Source organism: Paenibacillus aestuarii (genome assembly GCF_027789125.1).
GTDB lineage: Bacteria > Bacillota > Bacilli > Paenibacillales > NBRC-103111 > Paenibacillus_E > Paenibacillus_E aestuarii.
Map to the genome: position 1 here is coordinate 1 of NZ_JAQFVF010000090.1, position 23,951 is coordinate 23,951.

The 23,951-nt window shown below is 52.0% G+C and carries 19 protein-coding genes, 2 tRNA genes, 1 rRNA gene and 1 pseudogene; 13 read left to right on the plus strand and 10 right to left on the minus strand.

The window, feature by feature from the left end:
- From O9139_RS31520 to O9139_RS31530, 3 genes are all read left to right on the plus strand, one after another.
- A 23S ribosomal RNA gene (locus tag O9139_RS31520) occupies window positions 1–680 on the plus strand; the annotation flags it as partial.
- 115 nt (window positions 681–795) lie between these two features.
- A tRNA-His gene (locus tag O9139_RS31525) sits at window positions 796–868 on the plus strand.
- A gap of 33 nt (window positions 869–901) precedes the next feature.
- Window positions 902–983 (plus strand) — tRNA-Leu (locus O9139_RS31530).
- Between the two features lie 390 nt (window positions 984–1,373).
- On the opposite strand, the gene O9139_RS31535 is transcribed toward O9139_RS31530, so the two are convergent.
- The 3 genes from O9139_RS31535 to O9139_RS31545 form a co-directional block, all read right to left on the minus strand.
- Window positions 1,374–2,777: an ABC transporter substrate-binding protein gene (locus tag O9139_RS31535; RefSeq protein WP_270885714.1), complete on the minus strand. Its 1,404-nt coding sequence runs from the start codon at window positions 2,775–2,777 to the stop codon at window positions 1,374–1,376.
- 103 nt (window positions 2,778–2,880) lie between these two features.
- Window positions 2,881–3,702, minus strand: a complete 822-nt coding sequence (locus O9139_RS31540; protein ID WP_270885715.1) for a carbohydrate ABC transporter permease — start codon at window positions 3,700–3,702, stop codon at window positions 2,881–2,883.
- The gene (locus O9139_RS31545; protein ID WP_270885716.1) at window positions 3,699–4,661 is read right to left on the minus strand and encodes a carbohydrate ABC transporter permease; all 963 of its coding nucleotides are present in this window, start codon (window positions 4,659–4,661) and stop codon (window positions 3,699–3,701) included. Before O9139_RS31545 ends, O9139_RS31540 begins: the two co-directional genes overlap by 4 nt.
- Before the next feature lie 223 nt (window positions 4,662–4,884).
- Between O9139_RS31545 and O9139_RS31550 the strand changes: the two genes are divergently transcribed.
- The 3 genes from O9139_RS31550 (at window position 4,885) to O9139_RS31560 (ending at window position 7,586) form a co-directional block, all read left to right on the plus strand.
- Window positions 4,885–5,613, plus strand: coding sequence for a glycerophosphodiester phosphodiesterase (locus tag O9139_RS31550; RefSeq protein ID WP_270885717.1), 729 nt, complete (start codon window positions 4,885–4,887; stop codon window positions 5,611–5,613).
- Window positions 5,614–5,811: 198 nt separating this feature from the next.
- A complete protein-coding gene (locus O9139_RS31555) occupies window positions 5,812–6,786 on the plus strand; it encodes an NAD(P)H-dependent flavin oxidoreductase (protein ID WP_270885718.1) in 975 nt (324 codons plus the stop codon).
- A 20-nt stretch (window positions 6,787–6,806) separates the two neighbouring features.
- Entirely contained in the window at window positions 6,807–7,586 is a 780-nt protein-coding gene (locus O9139_RS31560) for an enoyl-CoA hydratase/isomerase family protein (protein ID WP_270885719.1), read from the plus strand.
- Between the two features lie 198 nt (window positions 7,587–7,784).
- On the opposite strand, the gene O9139_RS31565 is transcribed toward O9139_RS31560, so the two are convergent.
- Window positions 7,785–7,964 (minus strand): H-type small acid-soluble spore protein, encoded by a 180-nt coding sequence (locus O9139_RS31565; protein ID WP_270885720.1) that lies wholly within the window; start codon window positions 7,962–7,964, stop codon window positions 7,785–7,787.
- Window positions 7,965–8,136: 172 nt separating this feature from the next.
- On the opposite strand from O9139_RS31565, the gene O9139_RS31570 reads away from it, so the two are divergent.
- Both O9139_RS31570 and O9139_RS31575 read left to right on the plus strand, forming a co-directional pair.
- Entirely contained in the window at window positions 8,137–9,198 is a 1,062-nt protein-coding gene (locus tag O9139_RS31570; protein WP_270885721.1) for a class I SAM-dependent methyltransferase, read from the plus strand.
- A gap of 36 nt (window positions 9,199–9,234) precedes the next feature.
- Window positions 9,235–10,607, plus strand: a pseudogene (locus tag O9139_RS31575) (aldehyde dehydrogenase).
- 75 nt (window positions 10,608–10,682) lie between these two features.
- Here the strand turns inward: O9139_RS31575 and O9139_RS31580 are convergent.
- Window positions 10,683–11,990 carry an aminotransferase class I/II-fold pyridoxal phosphate-dependent enzyme gene (locus O9139_RS31580; RefSeq protein WP_270885722.1) on the minus strand — a complete coding sequence of 436 codons (1,308 nt, stop codon included), beginning with the start codon at window positions 11,988–11,990 and terminating at the stop codon, window positions 10,683–10,685.
- A gap of 69 nt (window positions 11,991–12,059) precedes the next feature.
- A complete protein-coding gene (locus O9139_RS31585; RefSeq protein WP_270885723.1) occupies window positions 12,060–12,659 on the minus strand; it encodes a GNAT family N-acetyltransferase in 600 nt (199 codons plus the stop codon).
- A 335-nt stretch (window positions 12,660–12,994) separates the two neighbouring features.
- Here O9139_RS31585 and pdxR point away from each other — a divergent pair, with 335 nt between their 5' ends.
- Window positions 12,995–14,491, plus strand: coding sequence for a MocR-like pyridoxine biosynthesis transcription factor PdxR (pdxR, locus tag O9139_RS31590; RefSeq protein WP_270885724.1), 1,497 nt, complete (start codon window positions 12,995–12,997; stop codon window positions 14,489–14,491).
- Between the two features lie 83 nt (window positions 14,492–14,574).
- Here the strand turns inward: pdxR and O9139_RS31595 are convergent, their stop codons facing one another.
- Complete coding sequence (locus O9139_RS31595; protein ID WP_270885725.1) at window positions 14,575–14,775, minus strand: hypothetical protein; 201 nt, start codon at window positions 14,773–14,775, stop codon at window positions 14,575–14,577.
- Window positions 14,776–15,517: 742 nt separating this feature from the next.
- Between O9139_RS31595 and O9139_RS31600 the strand changes: the two genes are divergently transcribed.
- The gene (locus O9139_RS31600; RefSeq protein WP_270885726.1) at window positions 15,518–16,957 is read left to right on the plus strand and encodes an NAD-dependent malic enzyme; all 1,440 of its coding nucleotides are present in this window, start codon (window positions 15,518–15,520) and stop codon (window positions 16,955–16,957) included.
- 46 nt (window positions 16,958–17,003) lie between these two features.
- On the opposite strand, the gene O9139_RS31605 is transcribed toward O9139_RS31600, so the two are convergent.
- Complete coding sequence (locus O9139_RS31605) at window positions 17,004–18,269, minus strand: MFS transporter (RefSeq protein WP_270885727.1); 1,266 nt, start codon at window positions 18,267–18,269, stop codon at window positions 17,004–17,006.
- A 25-nt stretch (window positions 18,270–18,294) separates the two neighbouring features.
- Entirely contained in the window at window positions 18,295–19,083 is a 789-nt protein-coding gene (gene asd, locus O9139_RS31610; RefSeq protein WP_270885728.1) for an archaetidylserine decarboxylase, read from the minus strand.
- Between the two features lie 614 nt (window positions 19,084–19,697).
- Here asd and O9139_RS31615 point away from each other — a divergent pair.
- Window positions 19,698–19,994: a transposase gene (locus O9139_RS31615; protein ID WP_270885729.1), complete on the plus strand. Its 297-nt coding sequence runs from the start codon at window positions 19,698–19,700 to the stop codon at window positions 19,992–19,994.
- An 85-nt stretch (window positions 19,995–20,079) separates the two neighbouring features.
- Window positions 20,080–21,372, plus strand: coding sequence for a beta-N-acetylhexosaminidase (gene nagZ, locus O9139_RS31620; RefSeq protein ID WP_270885730.1), 1,293 nt, complete (start codon window positions 20,080–20,082; stop codon window positions 21,370–21,372).
- A 46-nt stretch (window positions 21,373–21,418) separates the two neighbouring features.
- Here nagZ and O9139_RS31625 read toward each other — a convergent pair whose 3' ends face one another.
- Window positions 21,419–22,519 carry a YheC/YheD family endospore coat-associated protein gene (locus tag O9139_RS31625; RefSeq protein ID WP_270885731.1) on the minus strand — a complete coding sequence of 367 codons (1,101 nt, stop codon included), beginning with the start codon at window positions 22,517–22,519 and terminating at the stop codon, window positions 21,419–21,421.
- A gap of 199 nt (window positions 22,520–22,718) precedes the next feature.
- Between O9139_RS31625 and O9139_RS31630 the strand changes: the two genes are divergently transcribed.
- Window positions 22,719–23,888 carry a glycosyltransferase family 4 protein gene (locus O9139_RS31630; protein ID WP_270885732.1) on the plus strand — a complete coding sequence of 390 codons (1,170 nt, stop codon included), beginning with the start codon at window positions 22,719–22,721 and terminating at the stop codon, window positions 23,886–23,888.
- The last annotated feature ends 63 nt before the right edge of the window (window positions 23,889–23,951 follow it).

Below are 23,951 nucleotides of genomic sequence, written 5' to 3' on the forward strand. Positions count from 1 at the left end.
ATCGGGTACGGGGACAGTGTCAGGTGGGCAGTTTGACTGGGGCGGTCGCCTCCTAAAAAGTAACGGAGGCGTCTAAAGGTTCCCTCAGAATGGTTGGAAATCATTCGCAGAGTGCAAAGGCATAAGGGAGCTTGACTGCGAGACAAACAGGTCGAGCAGGGACGAAAGTCGGGCTTAGTGATCCGGTGGTACCGAATGGAAGGGCCATCGCTCAACGGATAAAAGCTACCCTGGGGATAACAGGCTTATCTCCCCCAAGAGTCCACATCGACGGGGAGGTTTGGCACCTCGATGTCGGCTCATCGCATCCTGGGGCTGAAGTAGGTCCCAAGGGTTGGGCTGTTCGCCCATTAAAGCGGTACGCGAGCTGGGTTCAGAACGTCGTGAGACAGTTCGGTCCCTATCTGTCGCGGGCGTAGGAAATTTGAGAGGAGCTGTCCTTAGTACGAGAGGACCGGGATGGACGTACCGCTGGTGTACCAGTTGTCTCGCCAGAGGCATCGCTGGGTAGCTATGTACGGAGGGGATAAGCGCTGAAAGCATCTAAGCGTGAAGCCCCCCTCAAGATGAGATTTCCCAATTAGTAAGACCCCTTGTAGACGACGAGGTTGATAGGTTCGAGGTGGAAGTGCAGCAATGTATGGAGCTGACGAATACTAATCGGTCGAGGGCTTAACCTAATAGAGGGATCTTTGAACGGAGTTCAAAGTCTCTCAGATTTGCTTCTTACTCAAAGAAGCAACACACTTTACGTAAGTTTCGTATCTAGTTTTCAGGGTGCAACACCCTACTGTGGCGGTCGTGGCGAAGGGGTTAACGCACTGGTCTGTGGCTCCAGCATTCGTGGGTTCAAGTCCCATCGATCGCCCTCTTAGTTTGATTCCTCAATTTCATATGATACGCGGTCGTGGTGGAACGGCAGACACACCATCTTGAGGGGGTGGCGCTCACAAGGCGTGCGGGTTCAAATCCCGCCGACCGCATCCCTAGAAAACCCTTGTACATGAAGGGTTTTTTATCTTTTATATTATTTCGTAAACGATAGCAAACCACTTCTGAAAATAAAGAAGTGGTTTGTTTTTTACATCTTCATTTAAGAACTAGATGATATTCGGATTAGAGAGCAAGCGAGTACATAATGAAGCCCAGCGTATGAACGGGCAGCTAAAGGCGTCCGGAAAGAGAAACGGCGGCAATGACCGCAACAGCTTTTTCCGCTTCTTGTTTTAAGGGGGAGTATGAAGTGGCATACGGAGCTGGAGAAAGCCAAGTCTGGCGGCGGGATCCTGATGACTCTCGGTTCTCATTCATCTGAGATAAAAAAGGCGGTGCAGGGATCGTATCCCTACACCACCTTTTCACTTATGCTCAGCTTACTTTACAGTTTTGTTGTAAGCACCGATTTTATCCGTAATGCTCTTCGCTGCACCGTCGAGAGCGTCTTTTGGCGATTTTTTGCCAGCCAATGCTTCTTCGATAGCACCTTCTACGATTTGGCGTGCTTCTGGGAATACGCCCATGACAGCGCCTTGAGTAGCTGTGCTTGCTTTAGTTGCATGCAGTTGGTCAACAGCAGTTTTGAATTGCGGATACTTCGTCATGTTATCTTTCATCAGCTGTTCGTCGTAAGCTTTTTTCGTGATCGGGAAGTAACCTGTGTTGACGGACCAGTAAGCTTGCACTTGTGGTGTAGTCAAGTATTTAATGAATTCCCAAGCGCCTTTTTGCTCGGCTTCGGATTTGTTGTTTAAGATGTACAAGCTTGCACCGCCGACAACTACACCACCGTCTCCAGCGCCAGCTGGTTTAGGCAGGAATGCTGTTCCGACTTGGAACTTTCCTTCAGCGCCGGATACGATACCGCGAAGGGAAGCTGTGGAATCCAGCGTCATCCCAACTTGGCCGGCAAGGAATGCTTTTTTCGTATCATCGGTTTTACGGCCAAGGTTGGAAGCGGATTTGTTATCAACCATTTGCTTCCACCATGTCAATGTTTTGACGCCAGCGTCGTTGTTCACAAGCGCTTCCGTTGCAGCACCTGTACGGCCGTTGCCGTTGTTCAGATACTCAATGCCTTGATTGGCAAAGAATTGCTCCATGAACCAGCCGTAGATTGCAAAGGATGCGCCGGACTTGCCGTCTTTGCTCAGCTTCTGAGCAGCTGCAGCTACATCTTCATAAGTAGTTGGCGGTTTTTCTGGGTCCAGACCAGCGGCTTTAAACATGTCCTTGTTGTAATAGAGGATCGGGTTGGACGTGTTGAAAGGCATGGAGTAAAGCTTTTTGTCGAAGCTGTAATAGTTCAAGATGTTTTCTTCAAGCTGCGAAATATCGAATTTATCGGCATCGATGAAATTTTGCATCGGTGTAATGGCTTTGGAGTCAATCATGAAACGGCTGCCGATTTCATAAACTTGAATAAGCGAAGGACCGCTCTTCGTGTCCATGGAAGCCTTCATTTTGTTCAAGCTTTCGTCGTAAGTACCTTGGAATACGGCTTCTACTTGAACGTCTTTATGGGCAGCGTTGAAATCTGCAACAAGCTTGTCTACCGCTTTGCCGAGCTCACCGCTCATGGAGTGCCACCAGATGACTTTGACAGGCTGGGCTGCCGGTTTGGCATCAGCAGCTTTTGCATCTGCCGAAGATGATGGTGCTGCAGATGGCGATGCAGCGCTATTTGTAGTCGTTGTATCGGCTTTGCCGCAAGCTGAAGTAAGCAGCATAGCGAGAGCTGTTAGCGCAATTGCTGAGCTTCTCATTTTCAAGTTTTTCATTTTCTGGTTTCTCTCCCTTTTTTTCTTGTAAAATTTATGGTTAACCGCTTCACTGACCCTATGTATAGGCTCTTGTAAAGCAATGCAGCCATCGCGGATGACTTTAGCCTTTCACACTGCCGGCGGTCAGACCGCGTACCAGCTGTTTAAGGCCGAGAACTAGGATCAGCAAAGATGGTAAAAGAATGATCGTCACACCAGCGAGCACGAGGTTCCATACGGTTAATTCCTCAAATTGCAGCATGGCGATACCAATCTGTACGGTTCGCATGTTTTCACTGTTCGTGATCAGCAGCGGCCACAGGTACATGTTCCAGGATTGGAGGAACGCATATACAGCTAATGTGGCGAGCGCAGGACGCGAGAGTGGTAGAACCATGCGTGTAAAATAGCGGATATGGCCGCAGCCGTCGATGCGCGCCGCTTCAAACAGCTCCTTCGGCAGCTGCAGAAAAAACTGGCGCAGCAGAAACGTGCCGAACGCGGTTGCGAGGAAGGGCACAGTTAAGCCCTGCATGCTGTCGAGCCAACCCCACTTTTTTACCGTCAAGTAGTTGGGAATAATCGTAACTTCCCATGGGATCATCATGGTAGCCATGAAGACGGCGAAGAGCACACCTTTACCTTTGAAACGGATGTTGGCAAACGCATAAGCGGCCAAGCTGGAAGTTATCAGTTGTCCGGCCATGATGATGATTGAGACGACCAGGCTGTTCTTCATAAACGTGGCAATCGGCACAAGTTTAAAGACGGTTATGATGCTGCCGAGGTAGAAGCTGCCAGGCAAGAAACGCGGTGGATATGCCGATGCTTCCTCAGGCGTCATGAAAGTTGATGCGAATGTGTACAAAATCGGATATAGGATCAGGGCGGCGAATATCGTCAACACCGCATAGACAAGGATGTTTTGCAGACGCGTTGTCATTGATAATGCACATTCCTTTCGAAAGCTTTAAATTGGACAATCGTCAGAATCAAAATCAGAACGAAGAGCACAAGCGCTTGAGCACTTCCTGTTCCGAAACGGAAGTTGATGAAGGCGTCCTGATAGAGCGAGTAAACGAGCACATCGGTTGAATCGACCGGGCCACCTTTGGTCAAGATATGGATTTGTCCAAAAGACTGGAAAGCACCGATGATCGAAACGATAAGAACGAAGAATAACGTCGGCGATAACAGCGGCATAATGATTTGAACGAATGTGCGGAATGGACCTGCACCATCGATTTTCGCACTGTCATAAATGTCGTCGGGAATACCTTGCAAGCCGCTCAAAAGCACGATGTAGGTAAAGCCGAGATTCATCCAAATGGTCATTAAGGAAACGGAAAGCAGCGCCAACTTTGGATCCGTCAACCAGGCTACCGGCTGCACACCCGCGAGGCTGAGCAAGTAGTTCAGCATGCCCACACTCGGATGGTACAGCATCATCCAAATGACGGCCGAAGTACCGACCGACAAGACAACGGGCAGTGAGAAAATGAATTGAAAGATGCGCATGCCACGCAGATGATTGTGGGTCAGTGCCGCCAACAGCAGGGAGAGAGCGATTCCTGTCGGAACGGTCAGCAGGGTGAACAGTCCTGTCACTTCCAAGCTTTTGTAGAACTTTTCCGAAGTGAAAATATCGATAAAGTTGTCAAGCCCTACATAGCCGGCGACTCGACCGCGGGGATCCGTTTCATGCACACTGAGATAAACGGATTGCACCAGCGGGTAGAACAGGAAGACGACGAACAGCAGGAGTGAAGGAGCTAAGAAGATGTAACCGAGCAGTGTTTCTTTCCATCTTCGTGCAGATAGCGTGCTCGTTTTTCGTTGATGTAAAGCAGCATTTGAGTGGGCAGCAGGTGTTAATGGTATTTCTCTGTCCAGCGTATTCATGGTAAATCCTCCACCTATATTTTTGCATCTGATGATCTGATGACGTTATTAGCATATAGATGCTGTATTCTCCCAATGTTAAATGTGTATGAATTATTTATTGAGATTTATTGTGTGTTTACAATTATTTTAATCAGGGCAATCGTTCTTTACTGGGCAAATGACGAGCATTTCCTCTATAATTTGAAACGATAGACATGATTGAATAGAAGGAGAGCAGAACATGATCAAACAAAAACCAATGGTTATCGGGCACCGTGGAGCCGCTGGCGAAGCGCCAGAGAATACGCTTGCTTCGTTTGCGCTTGCTGCAGAGCAGGGAGCTGACGGCATAGAATTGGATGTGCATCTGACAAAAGACGGAGAGATCGTCGTCTGCCACGACTACACCCTCGATCGTACAACGAACGGATCCGGGCTGATCGTGGCGCAAAACTTGGCGGATATCCGCGAGCTGGATGCAGGTTCCTGGTTCGCGGATTCATTCCGTGGACAGCGGGTACCGCTGCTGAGCGAAGTGTTCGACCTGCTGCCGAAGGGCTTCTTCATCAACGTAGAAGTGAAGCATGCGTATGAAGGGCGCATGGAGCAGGCGCTGCTCGCTTTTCTGCGTGATAGAGGCAGACTGGAGGATGTCGTGATCTCCTCCTTCGATCACAAATGCATGCGCCGCATGAAGCAAGCCGAGCCTGCAGCCAAAGTCGGCCTGCTGTATGCGTCGAATTTGGTAGATCACGCCGCATACGCCCAGCAAACCGGTGTCGACGTCTTCTCGCTGCACCCGCATTATCACTATATTGATAAAGAGGATGTGGATGGGGCTGCTGCAGCCGGAATGGCGGTTTATCCGTACACGGTCAATCGTGAGGAAGATTTCCAGCGCATGACCGATATTGGCGTGTCGGGGATCATTACGGATTATCCGGGACGGTTGCGCAAATTTTTAGGTTAATATGTATAAGTATAAGGACGTACCGAAGACTCCCCCGCCTCGATCTGAGCATGAGGGGAGTCTTTTTGCTTATTGTCACTTCTGCAAGGAGGTGATAAAATCATAATCATAATATGAATGAGTATTCATTCACGAATAGACGCGCTATTGTAAGCGTTAACATTTGTCCGGCAAGCGAATAAGAAAGGGTGGATACAAGTGTCTAAAATCAGCCTAGCTAGCGTGAGGGAGCAACTGACGATTCCGGTAATCGCGGCGCCAATGTTTCTTATCTCAGGACCGGAGATGGTCCTTGCCTGCTGCAAAGCGGGCGTTGTCGGCTCGTTTCCTTTGCTGAACGCGCGCACGGATGTAGTTTTGGAAAGCTGGATGAAGGAGATCACAGAAGAGCTTGCCGCCGCAAGAAGGGCTGAGCCTGAGCGGAAGATTGCGCCATGGGCCGTGAATCTGATCGTTCATCGAACGAATACCCGCTATGACGCCGATGTGAAGCTGATTCAGAAGTATCAGCCGCCAATCGTCATTACATCGCTCGGGGCGCCGGGGCCGGTCGTGGACATTGTGCACGCCTACGGCGGGCTTGTGTTCTCGGATGTCGCCACGCTGACGCACGCCAAGAAAGCGGCGCAAACCGGCGTGGATGGGCTGATCCTCGTCTGCCAAGGCGCCGGCGGCCACGCCGGGACGATCAATCCCTTTGCCTTCATGGGCGCGGTGCGCCATTATTGGCAAGGAGGGATTATTTTGGCGGGCTGCCTGACGACGGGGCAGGACGTATTCGCGGCTGCAGCGCTAGGCGCCGATTTCGCTTACATGGGGACGCGCTTCATTGCCTGTGCCGAAGGAATGGCAAGTGAAGCGTATCAGCAGATGCTGATTCAAGCGACGTCGGACGATATTTTGTATACGAATGCCGTCAGCGGAGTTCATGCGAACTTTCTCATGCAAAGTCTCCTCAACGCTGGGTATGATCCTGAGCAGTTGGCGGCTAAGCACGAAGTCAATTTCTCGCATTTGAACAACCAAGAAGCCAAGGCGTGGAAGGACATCTGGTCGGCGGGCCAAGGCGTGAACGCCATTCAGAGCGTACTGCCTGCAGCGGATATGATTGCGGAGCTATGTCAGGAATATAAGCAGGCGGAGGCTCTTTTAGCAGCAAGAACGGTGAGATAAAACGTCAGGAGGCGGTTAACATGTTTGCAACGGTTAACTATACGGTGGAGAACCAAATCGCTACGATTGCCATGAATGTACCGAAGACGCTGAATGCCATTCATTTACAGATGCATCGCGATTTATTCGCAGCGTTCACTGCTGCCAATGAAGATGAGGCGGTGCGTTGTGTGATCTTGACGGGTGAGGGGCGAGGGTTCTCATCCGGAGCCGATCTGTCGGACATCGATTTTGCAGATCGGATCGATTATGGGGACTACTTGCAGGACACGTACAACAAGCTGCTGCGCTACATGGCCGACATGCGCAAACCTGTCATCGCTGCCATTCATGGTGTGGCTGCCGGCGCGGGGCTGAGTCTGGCACTGGCGTGCGATTTTCGCCTGGCGACGGCGGAAGCGAGGATGACGGTTGCTTTTATCAAAATCGGGCTGATCCCGGATGCGGGCGCGCATTTTTACCTGCCGCGAATTGTGGGCTTGGCGAAGGCATTGGAGCTGTCGATGCTCGGCTCCGTCCTGAACGGAACGGAAGCGGAGCGAATCGGTTTGGTGAATCGAACGCTTCCGGAAGCTGTCTTTCATGAAGAGGTGCGCGCCTTCGCGCAGCAGCTCGCCAGGATGCCGGCGCTAGCGCTCGGCAAGATGAAGGAGATCATGTATAAGAGTCTGGAAAGCGATTTGGAGACGGTGCTCCGTTGGGAAGAAGAGGGGCAGCGGTTGATGGGAAGATCTGCGGATCATGAGGAGGGCGTTAGAGCATTTCTGGAAAAACGTTTCCCTGATTTTCGCGGACGTTAAGTGCTACGTCGGTCGCGGGAGCGAATCTATCCTGCAAAAAAGGCATGATAATACGCGCATACAAGGCCATCTGGCCGTAAAACACGAATTATCATGCCATAATTGCAGGATGGCGCCGCGAAACGGGGCTGCTCTGCTTATTATCCTGCCAGAATTGCAGGATCGACGCCCTCGGCCGCGCCAGCCCTCACGCGCACCTTAATGCTCGACTAAGCTGCTCAGCGCGACGACTTGTTCCTGATCCGGCTGATCAAGGGCAAAAATTCTTGCCGTATCGTTGTCTTCATCCACGCTTTGAATATAGACAGGTGTGCCTTCACACGTCACGTTAGCCATGACGGGAGAGGCGGCGATGGCAACCGCTCTTGGTTTATCCAATGGTATCCCTCCTAGATGATGGTGTTCATTCATGTACAAAACGACACTGTTACAATTTCCAATCCGTTCCAACTTTATGCGTCAGACAGAGGAAAAAGGCGCTGTGGCCGCGCCGGCACATGGTATAATCAGAGTAATCTTTGTTTGAATCCTGTTAAAGGGGGGAGTAGGGATGAGCACGGTTTTGCCATCCCGGTCAGACTATAGGACCGATCATCCTTATTCGGAGCAGCACTTGGGCTCGACAGAGCTTAAGCCTTCATTTCGCATAGATTTACGCAATTATTCCAACAAGGATTATGATAAATTTGTCACTGTGAAAACGGTGAGGGATTGGTCGCTCCTGAAGTGGAAACACGTCGGCAAGCCGTATGAGGTAAAGACGGTTTCGAAAAGCAGACGGTTGTGGGAGCAGGAGCATGAAGCGACGATGGAAGCGAAAACGTCGTGGATTTATTTTAACAAAGCGTTCCACGAATGGTTCGATAAAGATGTGCCGCAGGAAATCAAGAAGCAGCGCCAAGCTTTTTTCAAAAGTATAAGCGCTTTCAATCCGGCTGAAATCAGCGAAGTGCTCGGCGATGTGACCCGCATTCATCTGTGGAATTACGTCCATCGCATTCAGGACGGCGTATGGGATCCGCGCGGGAAGCCGGCGATGTTCGAAGGTCTGGATGTGCACAAGCCGAGAATTTTGTTCTTGGGTGCAGCTGAGGGGTATGAAGGGATGCAGCTGGCTGCGATGTACCCGGGAGCCGAGATTGTGCTGGTCGATTATGATGAGTATTGTAAAACCGTCCGATATGGCGATTTTCCTGAGTCTTATCCGTTTCTGGGCATGAATCCGGCGACAGGCGGCCAGAAGGTGTATTATAAGAATGATTTTCAAGTTGCCTATGTGATCGATGATATTCGCAATCTGCCTTTTGGCAAAGAATTTGATATTGTGATTTCGGTCGGTCTGCTGGAGCACTTTCCAGATAATCACAAGGCGGAAGTGATGGATTGGCATAGAAAATTTTTGAAAGACGGCGGCTATGTCATCATGACAACCCCGCGCAATCAATGGAAAAGCCGCCTGTTTTACCTCATTATGGCCGATGTGATGAACCATACGTACCGCGAGCTTATGAATGTCGAGCAAATGGGGCTTTATGTGTACGAAAATGGCTTCAATATTGTCCGGCATGGCTATATGAAGGCGCATAATGCCATTATCGCGCAGCCTAGATAAATGAATCGAACCATGAAAGGAGACCGCTTACGCCATATGACGTCTGCAGTTCAACTTGTAGCCCGGCAACAAAGTTACTTCCACTCCGGGGCGACACGCAGTTTGGAATTCCGTATGGCCCAATTGAAGCAGCTGCGCCAGGCTATTGTTGCAAGCGAAGCGGAGCTTATACAGGCGCTGCGTGACGACTTGAACAAGAGCGAGAAGGATGCGTATGTGTTTGAAATCGGCATCGTCTATACCGAGATCGCCCATACCCTACAAAACCTGAAACGCTGGATGAGGCCCAAAAAAGTGAAAACGCCAATGACCCATATCGGCAGCCGCAGCTATATCAGGCCAGAACCACTGGGGGCCGTGCTGATCATCGCGCCATGGAACTATCCGTTCATGCTGGCATTTGCGCCGTTGGTTGGCGCGATTGCCGCAGGAAACACCGTGGTGCTGAAGCCTTCCGAGCTGGCTCCTGCTGTGTCAGCAGTGATGAGCGAGCTGCTAAGGGAAGCGTTCGAGCCGGAATATGTCGCGGTCGTTGAGGGCGGTGCGGATGTCAGCCAAGAGCTGCTGAAGCAGCCTTTTGACCATATTTTTTTCACAGGCAGTGTGGCTGTCGGAAAAATGGTGATGGAAGCGGCGGCGAAGCGCCTCATCCCGGTCACGCTGGAGCTGGGCGGCAAGAGCCCCTGCATTGTGCATGAGGACGCGCAATTGGCGCTCGCTGCGCAGCGGATTGCCTTCGGGAAGTTTTCCAACGCGGGGCAGACGTGCGTAGCGCCGGATTACTTGCTCGTTCACCACCGAGTCAAAGACGAATTGATTTCGCGCTTGAAGGGGGCCGTGGCTGCTTTGTACGGCGCGGAGCCGCTGTGCAATCCCGACTATGGCAAAATCGTGTCACGGCGCACTACGAGCGGCTGTGCAGGTTTCTCCAAGACGGCCAGCCGGTGATTGGCGGGCGCACTAGCGATCGAACATGGCAAATCGAGCCCACGGTGCTCGACCGGATCACATGGGAGATGCCGCTGATGCAGGAGGAGATTTTCGGGCCGTTGCTCCCGATATTGACCTACGACAGCCTGGAAGAGGTGATCGGGATGGTTAATGCGCGGCCTAAGCCGTTGGCGCTTTATCTGTTTGCTGAAAGCAAGCGGGTGCAAGAGCTTGTTATGGAGCGGATTCCGTTCGGCGGCGGCTGCGTGAATGATACGCTCATGCATTTTGGTTCGCCTTACTTGCCCGTCGGAGGCGTAGGGGAGAGCGGCATCGGCCGTTACCACGGCGAGACTAGCTTTCAAACCTTTTCACATATGAAAAGCATCCTGAAACAAACGACGAAATTTGATATTCCATTTCGCTATCCCTCTTCGAAGCGCGGTTTGGCCATCATCCGCAAGCTGATGAAACCATAAATTTCCTGCCTCGAAGTAGGCGGAAAAAAGCACGATCAACTTAGGCGTTGATCGTGCTTTGTATGTTCGTACTGCTTATTTCGCAGCTACAGTTTCGATATCTTTGACACCTTGATAGATGGTGTTGAACAGTTCTTCAATATTGCTTTCATCGATGCAGGAGAAGGCAACGCGCAGGTCAGTTTCTCCAAGGGCGATGGTACCTACGCCGTATTGATCCAGCAAATGGACGCGCAGCGTCTCGGCGTCAACGGTTTTCAACTTCAGACACATGAAGTAACCGGAGTTAAACGGGTAGTAGCCCCAAACATCGTCGAATTTGCCGCTGTCGAGAACAGCTTTGGTCTTATTGGCGCGACCTTTCATAATTTCAAACTTCTCTTGCTTTTGCTGATTAAACTCCGGCGAATTCAGCGCATGCAGAACAAACGTTTGGGAGGGGTGCGGCCCGCTGGAAATGGTCGCGCGGATGATGCCCATCGTTTTTTGCTCCAGAGCGCTCAGCATCGCATCGCTGCTGCCTGCAAAGGTGATGAATCCGACGCGGAAGCCCCAGACGTATTCTTCTTTGGTCGCGCCGTCGATTTTGACAGCGAGTACACGCGGGTGAAGATCTGCGACCTGCCCGAACAACGATTCGTGTAAGGAATTTTCAAAGAAGAGTCCGAAGTAAGCGTCATCGGTAAGGACAACGACATTGATGCCTGCTTCAGCGGCATCCTTGATCGCAGCAGCGATCTCGCGGCCTTCTTGCGCCCCAGGCGTGTAGCCTGTCGGGTTGTTAGGGAAGTTGAGGACGACGATCGCTTTGCCCTTGGATTGCTGGGCGAGCAGCGCTTCGCGAAGTCCGGCAGCGTTAAATTGCATCTGCTCGTTATAGAGCGGATAGTTCACGATCTGAGCGCCACGGCGGATTTCAAAAGTAAGCTCATAATTTTCCCAATTTTTATCCGGAATAATGACGGCATCTCCCGCATCGGCGAACAGGTCGGCGGCAATGGAAAGGCCGTGCGTAAGCGCGTTGGTCACGATCGGATTACCGATTCGCTTCTCGTTGATGTTGGTATTCTCTTCCAACATCTTCTTGCGCCATGCCGTCCGAAGCTCCGGCTTGCCGGCAGGTGGTGCGTACTCGTATATATCTTTTGGCGCGTAGGTGGAAAGAGTATCTTGGATCACCTTCAGGTGCATCGGCTGTCCGTTCTCGATAGCTATACCAATGGTGGCATTGTATTTCTTCGCTTTCGCCTTCGCTTCAGCAGATTGACTGAGGATCCCTACTTTAGGGAAGTAGATTGATTTGCCGAGTGAGGAAAGCATTGCATACACGTGAGGATTTTCACGTTCCAAGATCTCATTTAACTGTCGGGCCAGAGGATTCATAGATTCTGTCATTCCTTCCAATGAGCATTTCATTTTTAGGAGTAATTATATCACTTTCACAGGGGAACGTCACGGCGTTACCCGATCTTTTTTGTACATTATTTCCTCCAGTCGTGACTTCACCTGAGGCCACTCCTGATCGATGATGCTGAACATCACAGTATCGCGAATATACCCGTCGTGCAGGACGCGATGTTGTCTAAGCACCCCTTCTCGCTGCGCTCCCAGACGGGCGATAGCCGTAAGCGAGCGCTGATTGCGAAGATCAGCTTTGAGCTGAACGCGAATCATGCCTAACGATTCAAAACAGTAGCGCAGCAGCAGAAACTTACACTCTGTATTCACATAAGTGCGCCAAACGCTGGGATTGTACCACGTGAAACCGATCTCCCCATTCCGATGAGCGGTCGAGATGTCAAACAGTCGCGTGCTGCCGACGAGTTTGTCCGAGCTTTTATCGTACACGCTAAAAGGCAGGCACAGCCCTTCCTGCTGCTCTTTTACGGTCTGCTTTACAAATCGTTCAACAGCTTTACGGTCCATCAGCGGTTCCATATATCCCCAAATCCGTTCGTCATTGGCTGCCGCCGTCAATTCATCAATATGACATTCGTTCATAGGCAAAAGGGTAATGTGCGCCCCTTCGAGGGCGATTGGTTTTATATTCATTCGGTTCTCTCCCTTGGCATCTGCAACAGCTTCTCTTTGAAATAGAATAACGAAAAAAGTGGTTCGAAATAAGATCCATTTTTTGAATATTTTTATGTACCATTTGAATGGAGGAAAAGTGAAGTGAGTTGTGCGTGTTAGGTCGGCTTTGCGCTCTCAGCCAACACACGAAAATGAATTCCACTTCGTGGGATTTTATTTGAAAAGGGGGCGCTAGCTATCTTGAAATGAGCAGGAAAAAAAGGTTTATTTGAAGTGGCGGTTCGAATTACAATTAGTAAAGATCATGAATGGCAAAGTAATCGTGTCGCAGAAGCAGCAGAAAGGGCCTAATTATGACCGATTTTCATATCCCTTATCATTCTTATAAAGAACGGTATGGCAATAAATATACGGCATTATATCATGCGCTGCATGATGCGATTGTGGAGGGAAAGCTAGCTTCGCCTATGAAGCTGCCATCCAGTAGAGAATTGGCGGACTTGTATGAAGTTTCCAGGGGGACCGTGAATCAAGTGTATGACATGCTGATCGCCGAAGGCTATTTAACAGCGGAGGTTGGCAAGGGCACGTTTGTCGCCTACCGTGGCGGTATGGAGGAACGGGACAAGCGGAGCGAAAAGCCGCTAAAGCTGTCAAAATGGGCGCAGCGGATTTGGACCCAAGATGATGCGGTCGATGCGCCAATGGCGGCGGGTTTGCGCACGAGTGAAAACGGAGCGTTGGGCGCTGCATCGCGGGGAGACATTTCCTTTAAGGTGGGATTTATGCTTCTGAGCGATTATCCGATGGAGCTGTGGAACCGCTGCGTGTATGAACAAGTGAGGCGTATCTCGGATACGCCACTTGAAGAAATTAACGCTGCCGAAGGGCATTATGCGCTGCGCGAAGCGATCGCACAGCAGCTCCGGCGGATGCGCGGAATCGATGCGTCGCCAGAGCGCATCGTGATTGTGAATGGGTCGATGCAGGCGATTGCGCTGTTGACCCAGATTGTTGTGAACGAGGGCGATCCGGTCATTGTCGAGCGCCCCGGGTATCACGGTGTCAGCCGTGCGGTGCTGGCAGCCGGCGGGGTGCCCGTCCCCGGACCGGTGGACGGGCAAGGGCTTGTGCCGCAGCCGTGGGACGCGCGGCTGCTGTTCGTGACGCCCAGCCGCCAGTTCCCCACGGGGGCTGTGCTGGGGTTGGAGCGCCGCCGGCAGCTGCTGCGCTGGGCGGCGGAGCAGGGCGCTGTCATCGTCGAAGACGATTATGACAGCGAGTTCAGGCACCGCGGGCGGCCGATTGAGCCGCTTAAGGTGCTGGATCAGGAGGGCCGGGTGGTCTACATCGGCACCTTCTCCAAAACGATGCTGAAGCATCTGCGCATCGGGTATGTGGTTTTGCCGGAGGCGCTGCACGGCGCCTTCGTGGCCGCGAAGCGGCTGTACGAGCCGCACCCTTCGGGGCTGCTCGAACAGCGGGCGCTCGCCGCGTTCATGGCGAGCGGCGGCTACGAGCGTCACCTCCGCCGCATGCGGCGGGTGTACGCGAGTAAGTTCTTGCTCCTGCAAGCGCTGCTGCAGGAGCACCTGTCCACCCTCTTCGAGTGGGTGGACAGCGATGCGGGGCTGCATCTGTTCGGCTGGTGGCGGGGGGATCCCCGCACCTACGACCGTTATGCAGCCGCATGCAACGAGGCCGGCGTGGAGTGGAGCGACGCCGGGGGGTATGATCTGCCCCCAGGCCGGGCCGGGGGCTGTTTTGGATTTGCGCATCTCACCGAGGATGAGATGCGGCGTGGCGTTGAGGTGATGCGCCAGGTACGGGAGAGGGGAGTGTGGATTTGAGGGGCAGAGCCTACAGCCCGATTCCTGCGTGGCCACGCGTCTGCAGCTCGGTAAAACCTGACTACAGCAACTTCAACCACTCATTAACGTGCAGCAGTCCGAGAATGCCCAATTGCAGAGGCCGGAAGAGGTAACAGCGCTGCAATATAAGCTTGTAATTGGGCAAATTCGGACTCCAGCGCGATTTCGGTGTTCCCCAGTGTCTGCAGTTCGGCAAAACCTGACTCCAGCACGATCCCCACGCACCAGCCTGACTTCCGCGTTGAAACACGCGCTTCGGGCACTTTGTCCCTCCTCCAGGCCCTCGCCGTCAGCTTCGATACACTTTGTCCCTCCTCCAGGCCCTCGCCGTCAGCTTCGATACACTTTGTCCCTCCTCCAGGCCCTCGCCGTCAGCTTCGATAAGCTTTGTCCCTCCTCCAGGCCCTAGCCGTCAGCATCGATAAGCTTTGTCCCTCCTCCCGGTCCTCGCCGTCAGCTTCGATACACTTTGTCCCTCCTCCAGGCCCTAGCCGACAGCTTCGATTCGCTTTGTCCCTCCTCCAGGCCCTCGCCGTCAGCTTCGATTCGCTTTGTCCCACCTCCCGGCCCTCGCCGTCAAATTCGATAAGCTTTGTCCTCAGCCCCTGTCCGTCAGCTCCGATACACTTTGTCCCTCCTCCAGGCCCTCGCCGTCAGCTTCGATACACTTTGTCCCTCCTCCAGGCCCTCGCCGTCAGCTTCGATAAGCTTTGTCCCTCCTCCCGGCCCTCGCCGTCAGCTTCGATAAGCTTTGTCCCTCCTCCCGGCCCTCGCCGTCAGCTTCGATAAGCTTTGTCCCTCCTCCCGGCCCCTCGCCGTCAAATTCGATAGGCTTTGTCCTCAGCCCCTGTCCGTCAGCTCCGATACACTTTGACTGTAACTGCCTTCTTTTGTTTTTATCCACAAAAAATCGCAGGAATCTCCAAAGTTTTTGGCAGTACGTCGTTTCTGTGCTATGATCATACAGTGGTCAATTAATTTTTTTCCTTGGGAGGATCCTTGTAAATGGCAGGGTTGAATGGTGGCGGCACAAGTATAATTGTGCGTTTAGAGATGCATAAGGAGCAGGTGACATTCGGACAAATCGCAACAGCGATTGGGGATGCCGGTGGAGATATCGTAGCGGTTGACGTTACGCGTGCAAGCAAAACAACGACAACGCGCGACATTACGGTTAATGTGAGCGATCCGCAGCATACCAATACGATTGAGGCAACTTTGAAAGATATTCCGGGTGTCAAGGTCGTTAACATTTCTGACCAAACCTTCTTGATGCACTTGGGCGGTAAAATTGAAGTTACCCCAAAAATGCCGATCAAAAATCGGGACGATTTGTCTCGTGTATATACGCCAGGTGTGGCGCGGGTTTGTATGGCGATTCATGAGGATCCGTCGAAAGCCCATTCTTTGACGATTAAGCGGAATACCGTTGCAGTCGTATCGGACGGCTCTGCGGTGCTAGGGTTGGGGAATATTGGTCCGAAAGCGGCAATGCCGGTTATGGAAGGTAAAGCGATGCTGTTCAAGCAGATGGCTGGCGTGGACGCATTCCCGATCTGTTTGGACACGCAGGATACAGAAGAAATTATTCGCATCGTGAAGGCGCTTGCACCAACATTCGGAGGCATTAACCTGGAGGATATCTCCTCGCCGCGTTGTTTTGAGATTGAAGAGCGGTTAATCGAAGAGCTGGATATTCCGGTGTTCCACGATGACCAGCACGGAACAGCGGTCGTTATTCTTGCAGGCTTGCTAAATGCGGTCAAAGTGGTTGGCAAACAGCTGGAGTCTTGTAAAGTTGTCGTAACAGGTATCGGAGCAGCCGGCATTGCGTGTACAAAAATGCTGCTGGCCGCAGGGGTCACGAATGTGATCGGCGTTGACCGCCAAGGTGCGATTGTGCGCGGCGAGACGTATTCGAATTCGGCTTGGGATTGGTATGCGGCGAATACGAATCCGTTCTTGCAAAGCGGTACGCTGTCGGATGTTATTGCTGATGCGGACATTTTCATCGGACTGTCGGGTCCGGGCGTGCTGAAAGTGGAGGATGTGAAGCGCATGGCGGCTGATCCGATCGTGTTCGCGATGGCGAATCCGACGCCGGAGATTACGCCGGAGGAAGCTGAGCCTTACGTACGTGTCATGGCGACAGGCCGATCGGATTATCCGAACCAGATTAATAACGTGCTGTGCTTCCCGGGCATTTTCCGCGGGGTGTTGGACTGCCGCGCTTCCCGCATTACGCAGGATATGAAGCTGGCTGCTGCCAAAGCGATCGCATCGGTTGTTAGCGATGACGAGCTGAATGAATACTACATCATTCCGAGCGTGTTCAATCATGCGGTTGTGGAAAAAGTCCGTGAATCCGTCATGGAAGCGGCTTACGAGTCGGGCGTCGCCAGACGGCGCAGTCCGCGCGAAATGCAAGACGCGCATCACGAATAGTTGGCAATAAGAAAACCTTGAACAGATACCTGTTCAAGGTTTTCTTTTATGAAGCGGCGTTTTCTTCGGTCCATTCTTTCAGCTTGCGGTCGGAAGGCAGCAGGAACGTCAGCAGTCCCAATAGGGGCAGGAAGGCGCATAGTTCCATCACGCGCGTAGTGCCGAGGGTATCGCACAAGTTTCCGAGCACGACAGAGCCGATGCCGCCCATCCCAAAGGCGAGTCCCGTGATAAGGCCGGATACGGTTCCGACTTTGCCGGGGTAGAGCATTTGTGCATAAACGACGGTTACGGAAAAGCTGGATAATAAAATAAAGCCGATAATGACGAGTAAAATATACGCCCAGGTAAAGCTGACATGCGGCAGCAGCAGGGCGAACGGCGCTGAGCCGAGCATCGAGAAGAAAATGAGATTTCTTCGTCCGAAACGATCCGCGAGCGGTCCGCCGAAGAACGTACCGACGGCACCGGCGGCAAGGAAGAGGAAGATGAAATCTTGCGCGCGGTCGATGGACAAGCCGTATTTATCCTGCAGGAAGAAGGCGAAATAGCCGCCCATCGCCGCTCCGTACCAGGAACGGACGAAGACCAGGAAGACGAGCATGCAAATGGCGAACAGCACTTGCTTGCGGCGCTGCGGGTTCATGGCTCGCTGAACAGCTGTTTTGGCCTTGGCCGGGGCGCTCTTCAGCACGACTTTGTACCAGCTGGCGATATACATCTGAACGATGATCGCTACCGCTGCAACAGCGGTAAACCAGATAGAGCCGAACAGGCCAAGTGGGATGAAAATCCATTTGGTCATAATCGGCGCAAGCGATTGTCCTGCGTTGCCGCCGACCTGGAAAATCGACTGCGCTAAGCCTTTGCGGCCGCCGGCGGCCATGTGCGATACGCGCGAGCCTTCCGGATGGAACGCTGCGGAGCCTAATCCGACGCAGCATACCGCGAGCAAGACGACCCAGTACGACGGTGCAAAAGCGAGCAGCAGCATGCCGATTAGCGTCGAGGCCATGCCGATCGGCAGTATGTAAGGCGACGGCTTGCGGTCGGTGTACAGCCCGACAACGGGCTGCATGATCGAGGCGGTAAAGTTGATCGCGAACTGCACCCAGCCGACCTGGGTGTAGTTTAGCCCCATCTCACTTTTGAGAATCGGAAAGATGGCCGGGATGACGGACTGAATGGAATCATTCAGCAAATGAACAAGACTTATCGCCAAAAGAATGCGGTAAACAGTAGGTTTGATATCTCCGGTCCCTTGTAAACCTTGTGAGCCGGGTTTCGGAGACGCTGCGGTGGATGAAGCCATGGAACTCTCCTTCCGGGAACCCGGTTTATTTATCTATGAAACTTCCGAGTTCTTCTCCCATTTTAACTTTAGAGCCTAGTTGCAAATCTTGGCGTGGTGCAAACATGCCATCTTCGAACAGCAGCACGACGGTAGAGCCGAATTCAAAATAAGCGAGTTCCTGTCCGCGTTCCAAATGGTTAGGCAGCGGCTTGACATATTGAATGCTGCTGACATTCAGCGCGCCTACTTTCACGACGGCCACTTCGCCGGATTCATGCTGGATGAACGTGATGAGCCTCTCGTTACGGCTCAGCACTCTGCGCATGTAGCGCAGGCCGAAGTCGTTCACGGGGTAGACTTTGCCTGGTACGTGTTCTTTTTCCAGCACCTCGCCTGAAATCGGGGAATGAATGCGGTGATAATCGGTCGGGCTCAGGTACAGAACAAAGTAGAAACCATTCTTGTAGTTCACGGTTCGCGGCGAACGGTTCAATAGCTCATCGATCGTGTAGTCTTGGCCTTTCACATTGACAATTAAACCGTCTTTGATTTCGCCAATACCGGTAATCATGGCATCAACCGGGCTGACAACACGGGTAAGATCCTCGTGAATCGGACGAAGGCCTGGCTTCAGTCGGCGCGTAAAAAAGTCGTTCAAAGACATATATTCTTTGATGTGCTTCTCCGCGTCCTCGATCCGGATTCCGTAAGTTTGTGCGAATTTGGGAATGAAATGGCGGCTGAGCCTGGATTTGGCGAATGCTCCTGTCAGCTGGGATACCCACTTGCGGGATGACAGCTCGGTCAGCAATCGAAAAAACGGTTTGGACATCGATAATAGCTCCTGTTCATAAAAGGGGACTTCTTAGTATGCAAGATCTCCCTGATTTGGTTCTTCGATTATCTTGCCACAGAAAGGTAAAAGAATCAATTGCCGAATCATGTAAGAAAGTTGCGCTGTGAGCCAGAAAAAAACAGCCTGACGGCTGTTTTCATGCTTCCTCAACATTTGTTTGATAAGCTTTACATTTATAGCAGACGGCAGGGTTCACGGAGATGGGGACATGCGATCCGGCATATTTCGTGCAAAGGATCGGTGTCCTAGGCGCGGGTCCCGTAATACTCAGGCAATATGGACATTCGGCAATCTCCTGAAGCTGGGCTGTCGGGAATGGCATGTCCTGCAAACCGGCAGGCTCTGGGCGAGGGGACTCATTTGTGTAAAGACGCGGCATGAACTTTCTCAATCGGCGAACCTCTTTTCTGTGCGAGAATTTGGAATGAGCGGAGAGAACTTTCGCCAGCGCTATAATGTAAGCGCTTTATTTTATTGAAATTATCATAGCATACCCGCGAGCAGGCTGTCACCTGAATTGCAAAGTATTTCCACTCTGAAAAGCGTCAATGATAATCATGAGGCCGACATGAAGGAGTGCTAGCGCGTATATGAGTTTGTTCATTGTTTTGCTTGTTATTATGGTCCCTATGTTTATGATGGCGATTGCCTGGCTAATTCCGGTTTGGCGGGCAATTTTTGATGGAGCAGCAGTGATCTGTGCTTATATTTTTGGAAGTATCAGCGCTCTGGCGATCTATCAAATTTTGCGTGATGACACGGTATTTATGACGAATATCCATAGTGTTTTTCAAAATATGATTTTTTTGACCGCCGGTTCCTATTTGGGCAGCTATATGATTTATTTGCTGGCGTGGCACACACTGAAGCAATTGCGAAATGAGTGAATCGGCTGCAACTAAGACTGCGGCAATTCCGTCTATCGGTTAGGGCATAAGCCGCAAAGTGTAAGGAAGAAAGTGAGGAAAACAGATGCGAAAGACCTACCGTAAACGAATGGCCGCATGGACGTTATGGGGGTGTACATGCTTGTGGGTGCTAACCGGTTGCGCTCATCGTTCTAATGAAAACCCTATTCCGCCAACTCCGACAGCAGCTACGACTTCGGCTTCGCAGCCGGCGAGTCCGCAAGCGACGCCTAGCCCAGTCCCGACGCCGACGGCAGATCCCATGCAGGCGAAGCTGGCGAAGATGTCGCTAGATGAGAAAATCGGCCAAATGATTCTCGCCGGTATCGATGGCTATACGATGACACCTGAAGCGCATAAGCTGCTGGAAAGCTACCACGTCGGCGGTATTATTTTATATAAACCGAACGTGAAATCGTCCGCTCAGCTCGTTGAGCTGACGAATGCTTTAAAGAAAGCGAACAACGTTAATCAGCTGCCATTATGGATTGGCGCCGATGAAGAAGGCGGCAGAGTCACAAGGCTGCCAGACGAGATCATCAAAACGCCGACGAATCAAGAGATCGGGAAAACCGGCAATGCGGCGTTTGCCTTTAACGTCGGCAGCCTGCTGGGCAAGGAGCTGCATGCATACGGGCTGAACGTGGATTTTGCGCCTGTGTTGGATGTGAACAGCAATCCGAACAATCCCGTCATAGGCGACCGTTCGTTCGGCGCCAACGCCACGGTGGTGACATCGATGGGGGTTCAGGCGATGAAAGGGCTGCAGGCGCAGCACGTGACTCCCGTCGTGAAGCATTTTCCGGGTCATGGCGATACATCGGTGGATTCCCATGTCGGACTGCCTGTCGTACAAAACGATCTGACTCGGCTGCGCAAACTGGAGCTTGTCTCATTCACAGAAGCGATTAAGCAGGACGCGGACGCCGTGATGGTTGCTCATATTTTGCTGCCAAAGGTGGATCCGCAAAACCCGGCGACGATGTCAAAGAAAATCATGACCGACCTGCTGCGGCAAGAACTTGGTTTTCAAGGTGTCGTGATAACGGATGATATGACAATGGGCGCGATCACGCAAAACTACAATCTCGCTGATTCAGCGGTGAAATCCGTGGTGGCCGGAGCCAATGTCATTCTTGTTGGCCATGAATATGACAAGATCGTTGCCGTCACCGAAGCGCTCCGCCAAGCGGTGCAGGATAAACGGATCCCGCTGGAAACGATCGATCAGAGCGTCATGCGCATTATGAAGTTAAAGCAAAAGTACGAGCTCAAGGATCAAGCTGTGCAAACGCCGGATGTCTCTGTGTTCAACAACACGGTTCATCAACTGTTATCTACGTATCTTCATAAATAAAAAGAGGGCACTAACGGAACCGCCATTTCCGTCAGTGTCCTCTTTTTTAGTATACAGGCGTGCCCCCGTCTAGCACATATTTGGCATAGGCGATCGGATTAAAATAGGTGGATCTCCAGGCTTCCTCCATATTGGCTTCGCGAAAGCTATAGCGCTGGTCTTTGCCATTGCATTCAATAAACAGCGGGAATCCGTCTTTGGTAATGCCGATATCGAGCCCGATGTCCGCCAAGTGCGGCAGCTCTCTGCTTAGATGTCTGGCAACCTTCAGGGAGAAGTTGGCAATTTGCCGGAAGACGTCGGCATGGTCAAGTGTGGGATACTCAGCGCAAAGAATATCATTTAGCGTCTTCACCTCGCCGCCTTGAGCTACGTTGGTGAGGAACAATTTTTTAGACGCAACTTTAGCTACGATGCCTGTGATGCCCCATTCACCCGTCGCCCCTCGCTGAATGGAAATGCGGAGATCAAAGGGGCGTCCCTCGAACGTCGCCAGCGGTAGCCGCTGTTGAACGATATACGATTTGCTGCGGATTCTTTTCTGCAGAACGAGAGGGATTCTTTTCATAAATGAAGTGGTGCGCCAAATTTTGTTGCTGATCTTCATACTCTGTGGATAAATGAGCCTCCATCCGTTCCGCGTACGGTCCATCTTCATCACGCCTCGACCGATGCTGCTGTTGGTTGGCTTGATAATCAGGGAATCGTAGATGTTCATCATCATCCTCAGATTGGCCATGGTAGCCGGATAAGTACCGGGGAGGTGCGGCCGAATGGTTTCGTCCTTCAAGAGGAGCTCATGGATAAGCATCTTGCTGTATCGGTTCCACCGGTTGAATAAAATAATGCCGCGCTTCGTCCAGTGATCCAATTGCTGATAAGACATCGTATCCAAATAGATGGCGCGGTTATGAATGACCTTGGGCAAATCGATATAGCTGAGGATAAAGCGTTCGCCGTGCTGCACATAGGCATGTACCTTGAGTGTATCGATCTGGACATCTTGAATGCGGAAATAGCAGGGAATAACGCCGTATTCCATACCGGCTTCACTGTAAAAGCGGATGGCCTCATAGTTGGTTTTCCCCAGCGGAATGCCTTCAAACAAGGCATTGCCCACCAGTATACCTACGTAGGGTTTTCCCATCGTTCTGGTTATCCCTCCTTATGTCCTGACTTGGGAGCAATACGGTGCTTTCTTCAGTGTATGGAAAAGCATCCTGGCTTGTTTGTACGGTTGCTGAGAGCCTGCCGCTTGCGGCTGTGATGTTTGACCTCCATCCAGGGGCGGTTACCCAAGCTAATCCATGAAATCCGCATATGTATAGAAGAAAGGAGAGGTGAATATGTGCAGCCTGCCTATTAGCGTGGCCATTGTTACACCCGGCGCCTTCCCCATACCTTCTGAAATGAGCAGCTCAGTCGAGCAGGTTGTCCAGAAAACAGCCGCACCATTGGCGAAGCGGATGACGGTGCAAATTCTGGGGCGAAAGACCCGGTTTCAGCAGAGCCGTGAGGTGAAGGATGGGGTGCGTTATATAAGGGTCCGTTATATACGTCCTTTTTCCTATATTAAAGAAGCCAGCATGCAAGTGGCCAAATTAAAGCCAACGTATATTCAAGTAGAGAATCGTCCACGGTTCGTCCGGTATTTAAGAAGAAGGTATCCGAAAAAGAAAATCAGCTTGATTCTGCATTCGACTTATTTTATTTCCCGGCCGCACATTGCGGTGCGAGAGCTTGCGGTGTGCCTGCGGGCCGCGGATGTGATCGTGGTGAACAGCGATTTTTTGAAAAAGACGCTCGAACGGAAAGTACCGAGCTGTGCGCATAAAATTGTGACACAGCACTTAGGCGTGGATGTGGAGCATTTTACATCGAGATGGACGCCGCAGGGAGCGGAGGCGCGACAGCAGCGGCTGAAAGCGCTGGGATATGAGAATAGACAAATCATTTTATTCGTCGGCCGGCTCATTCCGCGCAAAGGCGTGCATCATCTGCTGAATGCGATGACTCAGGTGATCGGGGCGCATCCGGAAGCGTTATTGCTGGTGATCGGTGGCGCTTTCTACGGGTCTAAGCGTAAAACGGTTTACGTGCGCAGACTTCACAAAAGGGGCAGACTCATGCCGAATCACGTGCGGTTCATTCCGTATGTCGCCCATGCTGACGTGGCCAAATGGTACCAAATTGCCGACATTGTCGTGGTGCCGTCCGCGCCGAACGAAGCGTTCGGACTCGTCAATGTGGAAGCGATGGCGACAGGCGTGCCCGTCATTGCGACGCGCTCCGGCGGTATTCAGGAAGTTGTGGCCGACGGAACAACCGGCTACTTGATGGATCCGCAGCGCATCGCGCAGGAGCTGCCGCGATATTTGCTGCGCCTGCTCGGGGATGCGGAGCTGCGGCAAGTGATGGGCGAGCAGGGCAATCAGCGGGTGAGACAGCTGTTTACATGGGAGCGCGCGGCGGAGCTGCGGCATGAGCTCTATGTCAATATGCTCAAGCGCAACTAGGTATCATGGCACGGAACACAAGCTAATGAAATTGCAACTAGGTTAGCGCACATTTTCTAGGGC

Bases quoted from the DNA above. Each gene is read 5' to 3' on its own strand.
- asd (WP_270885728.1), bottom strand. From the start codon at position 19,083: ATGTCCAAACCGTTTTTTCGATTGCTGACCGAGCTGTCATCCCGCAAG.
- O9139_RS31560 (WP_270885719.1), top strand. From the start codon at position 6,807: ATGTTTGCAACGGTTAACTATACGGTGGAGAACCAAATCGCTACGATT.
- O9139_RS31545 (WP_270885716.1), bottom strand. From the start codon at position 4,661: ATGAATACGCTGGACAGAGAAATACCATTAACACCTGCTGCCCACTCA.
- O9139_RS31540 (WP_270885715.1), bottom strand. From the start codon at position 3,702: ATGACAACGCGTCTGCAAAACATCCTTGTCTATGCGGTGTTGACGATA.
- O9139_RS31550 (WP_270885717.1), top strand. From the start codon at position 4,885: ATGATCAAACAAAAACCAATGGTTATCGGGCACCGTGGAGCCGCTGGC.
- O9139_RS31580 (WP_270885722.1), bottom strand. From the start codon at position 11,990: ATGAATCCTCTGGCCCGACAGTTAAATGAGATCTTGGAACGTGAAAAT.
- O9139_RS31625 (WP_270885731.1), bottom strand. From the start codon at position 22,519: ATGGGAAAACCCTACGTAGGTATACTGGTGGGCAATGCCTTGTTTGAA.
- O9139_RS31615 (WP_270885729.1), top strand. From the start codon at position 19,698: ATGAGTTTGTTCATTGTTTTGCTTGTTATTATGGTCCCTATGTTTATG.
- O9139_RS31585 (WP_270885723.1), bottom strand. From the start codon at position 12,659: ATGAATATAAAACCAATCGCCCTCGAAGGGGCGCACATTACCCTTTTG.
- O9139_RS31630 (WP_270885732.1), top strand. From the start codon at position 22,719: ATGTGCAGCCTGCCTATTAGCGTGGCCATTGTTACACCCGGCGCCTTC.
- O9139_RS31600 (WP_270885726.1), top strand. From the start codon at position 15,518: ATGGCAGGGTTGAATGGTGGCGGCACAAGTATAATTGTGCGTTTAGAG.
- O9139_RS31605 (WP_270885727.1), bottom strand. From the start codon at position 18,269: ATGGCTTCATCCACCGCAGCGTCTCCGAAACCCGGCTCACAAGGTTTA.
- pdxR (WP_270885724.1), top strand. From the start codon at position 12,995: ATGACCGATTTTCATATCCCTTATCATTCTTATAAAGAACGGTATGGC.
- O9139_RS31535 (WP_270885714.1), bottom strand. From the start codon at position 2,777: ATGAAAAACTTGAAAATGAGAAGCTCAGCAATTGCGCTAACAGCTCTC.
- O9139_RS31570 (WP_270885721.1), top strand. From the start codon at position 8,137: ATGAGCACGGTTTTGCCATCCCGGTCAGACTATAGGACCGATCATCCT.
- nagZ (WP_270885730.1), top strand. From the start codon at position 20,080: ATGCGAAAGACCTACCGTAAACGAATGGCCGCATGGACGTTATGGGGG.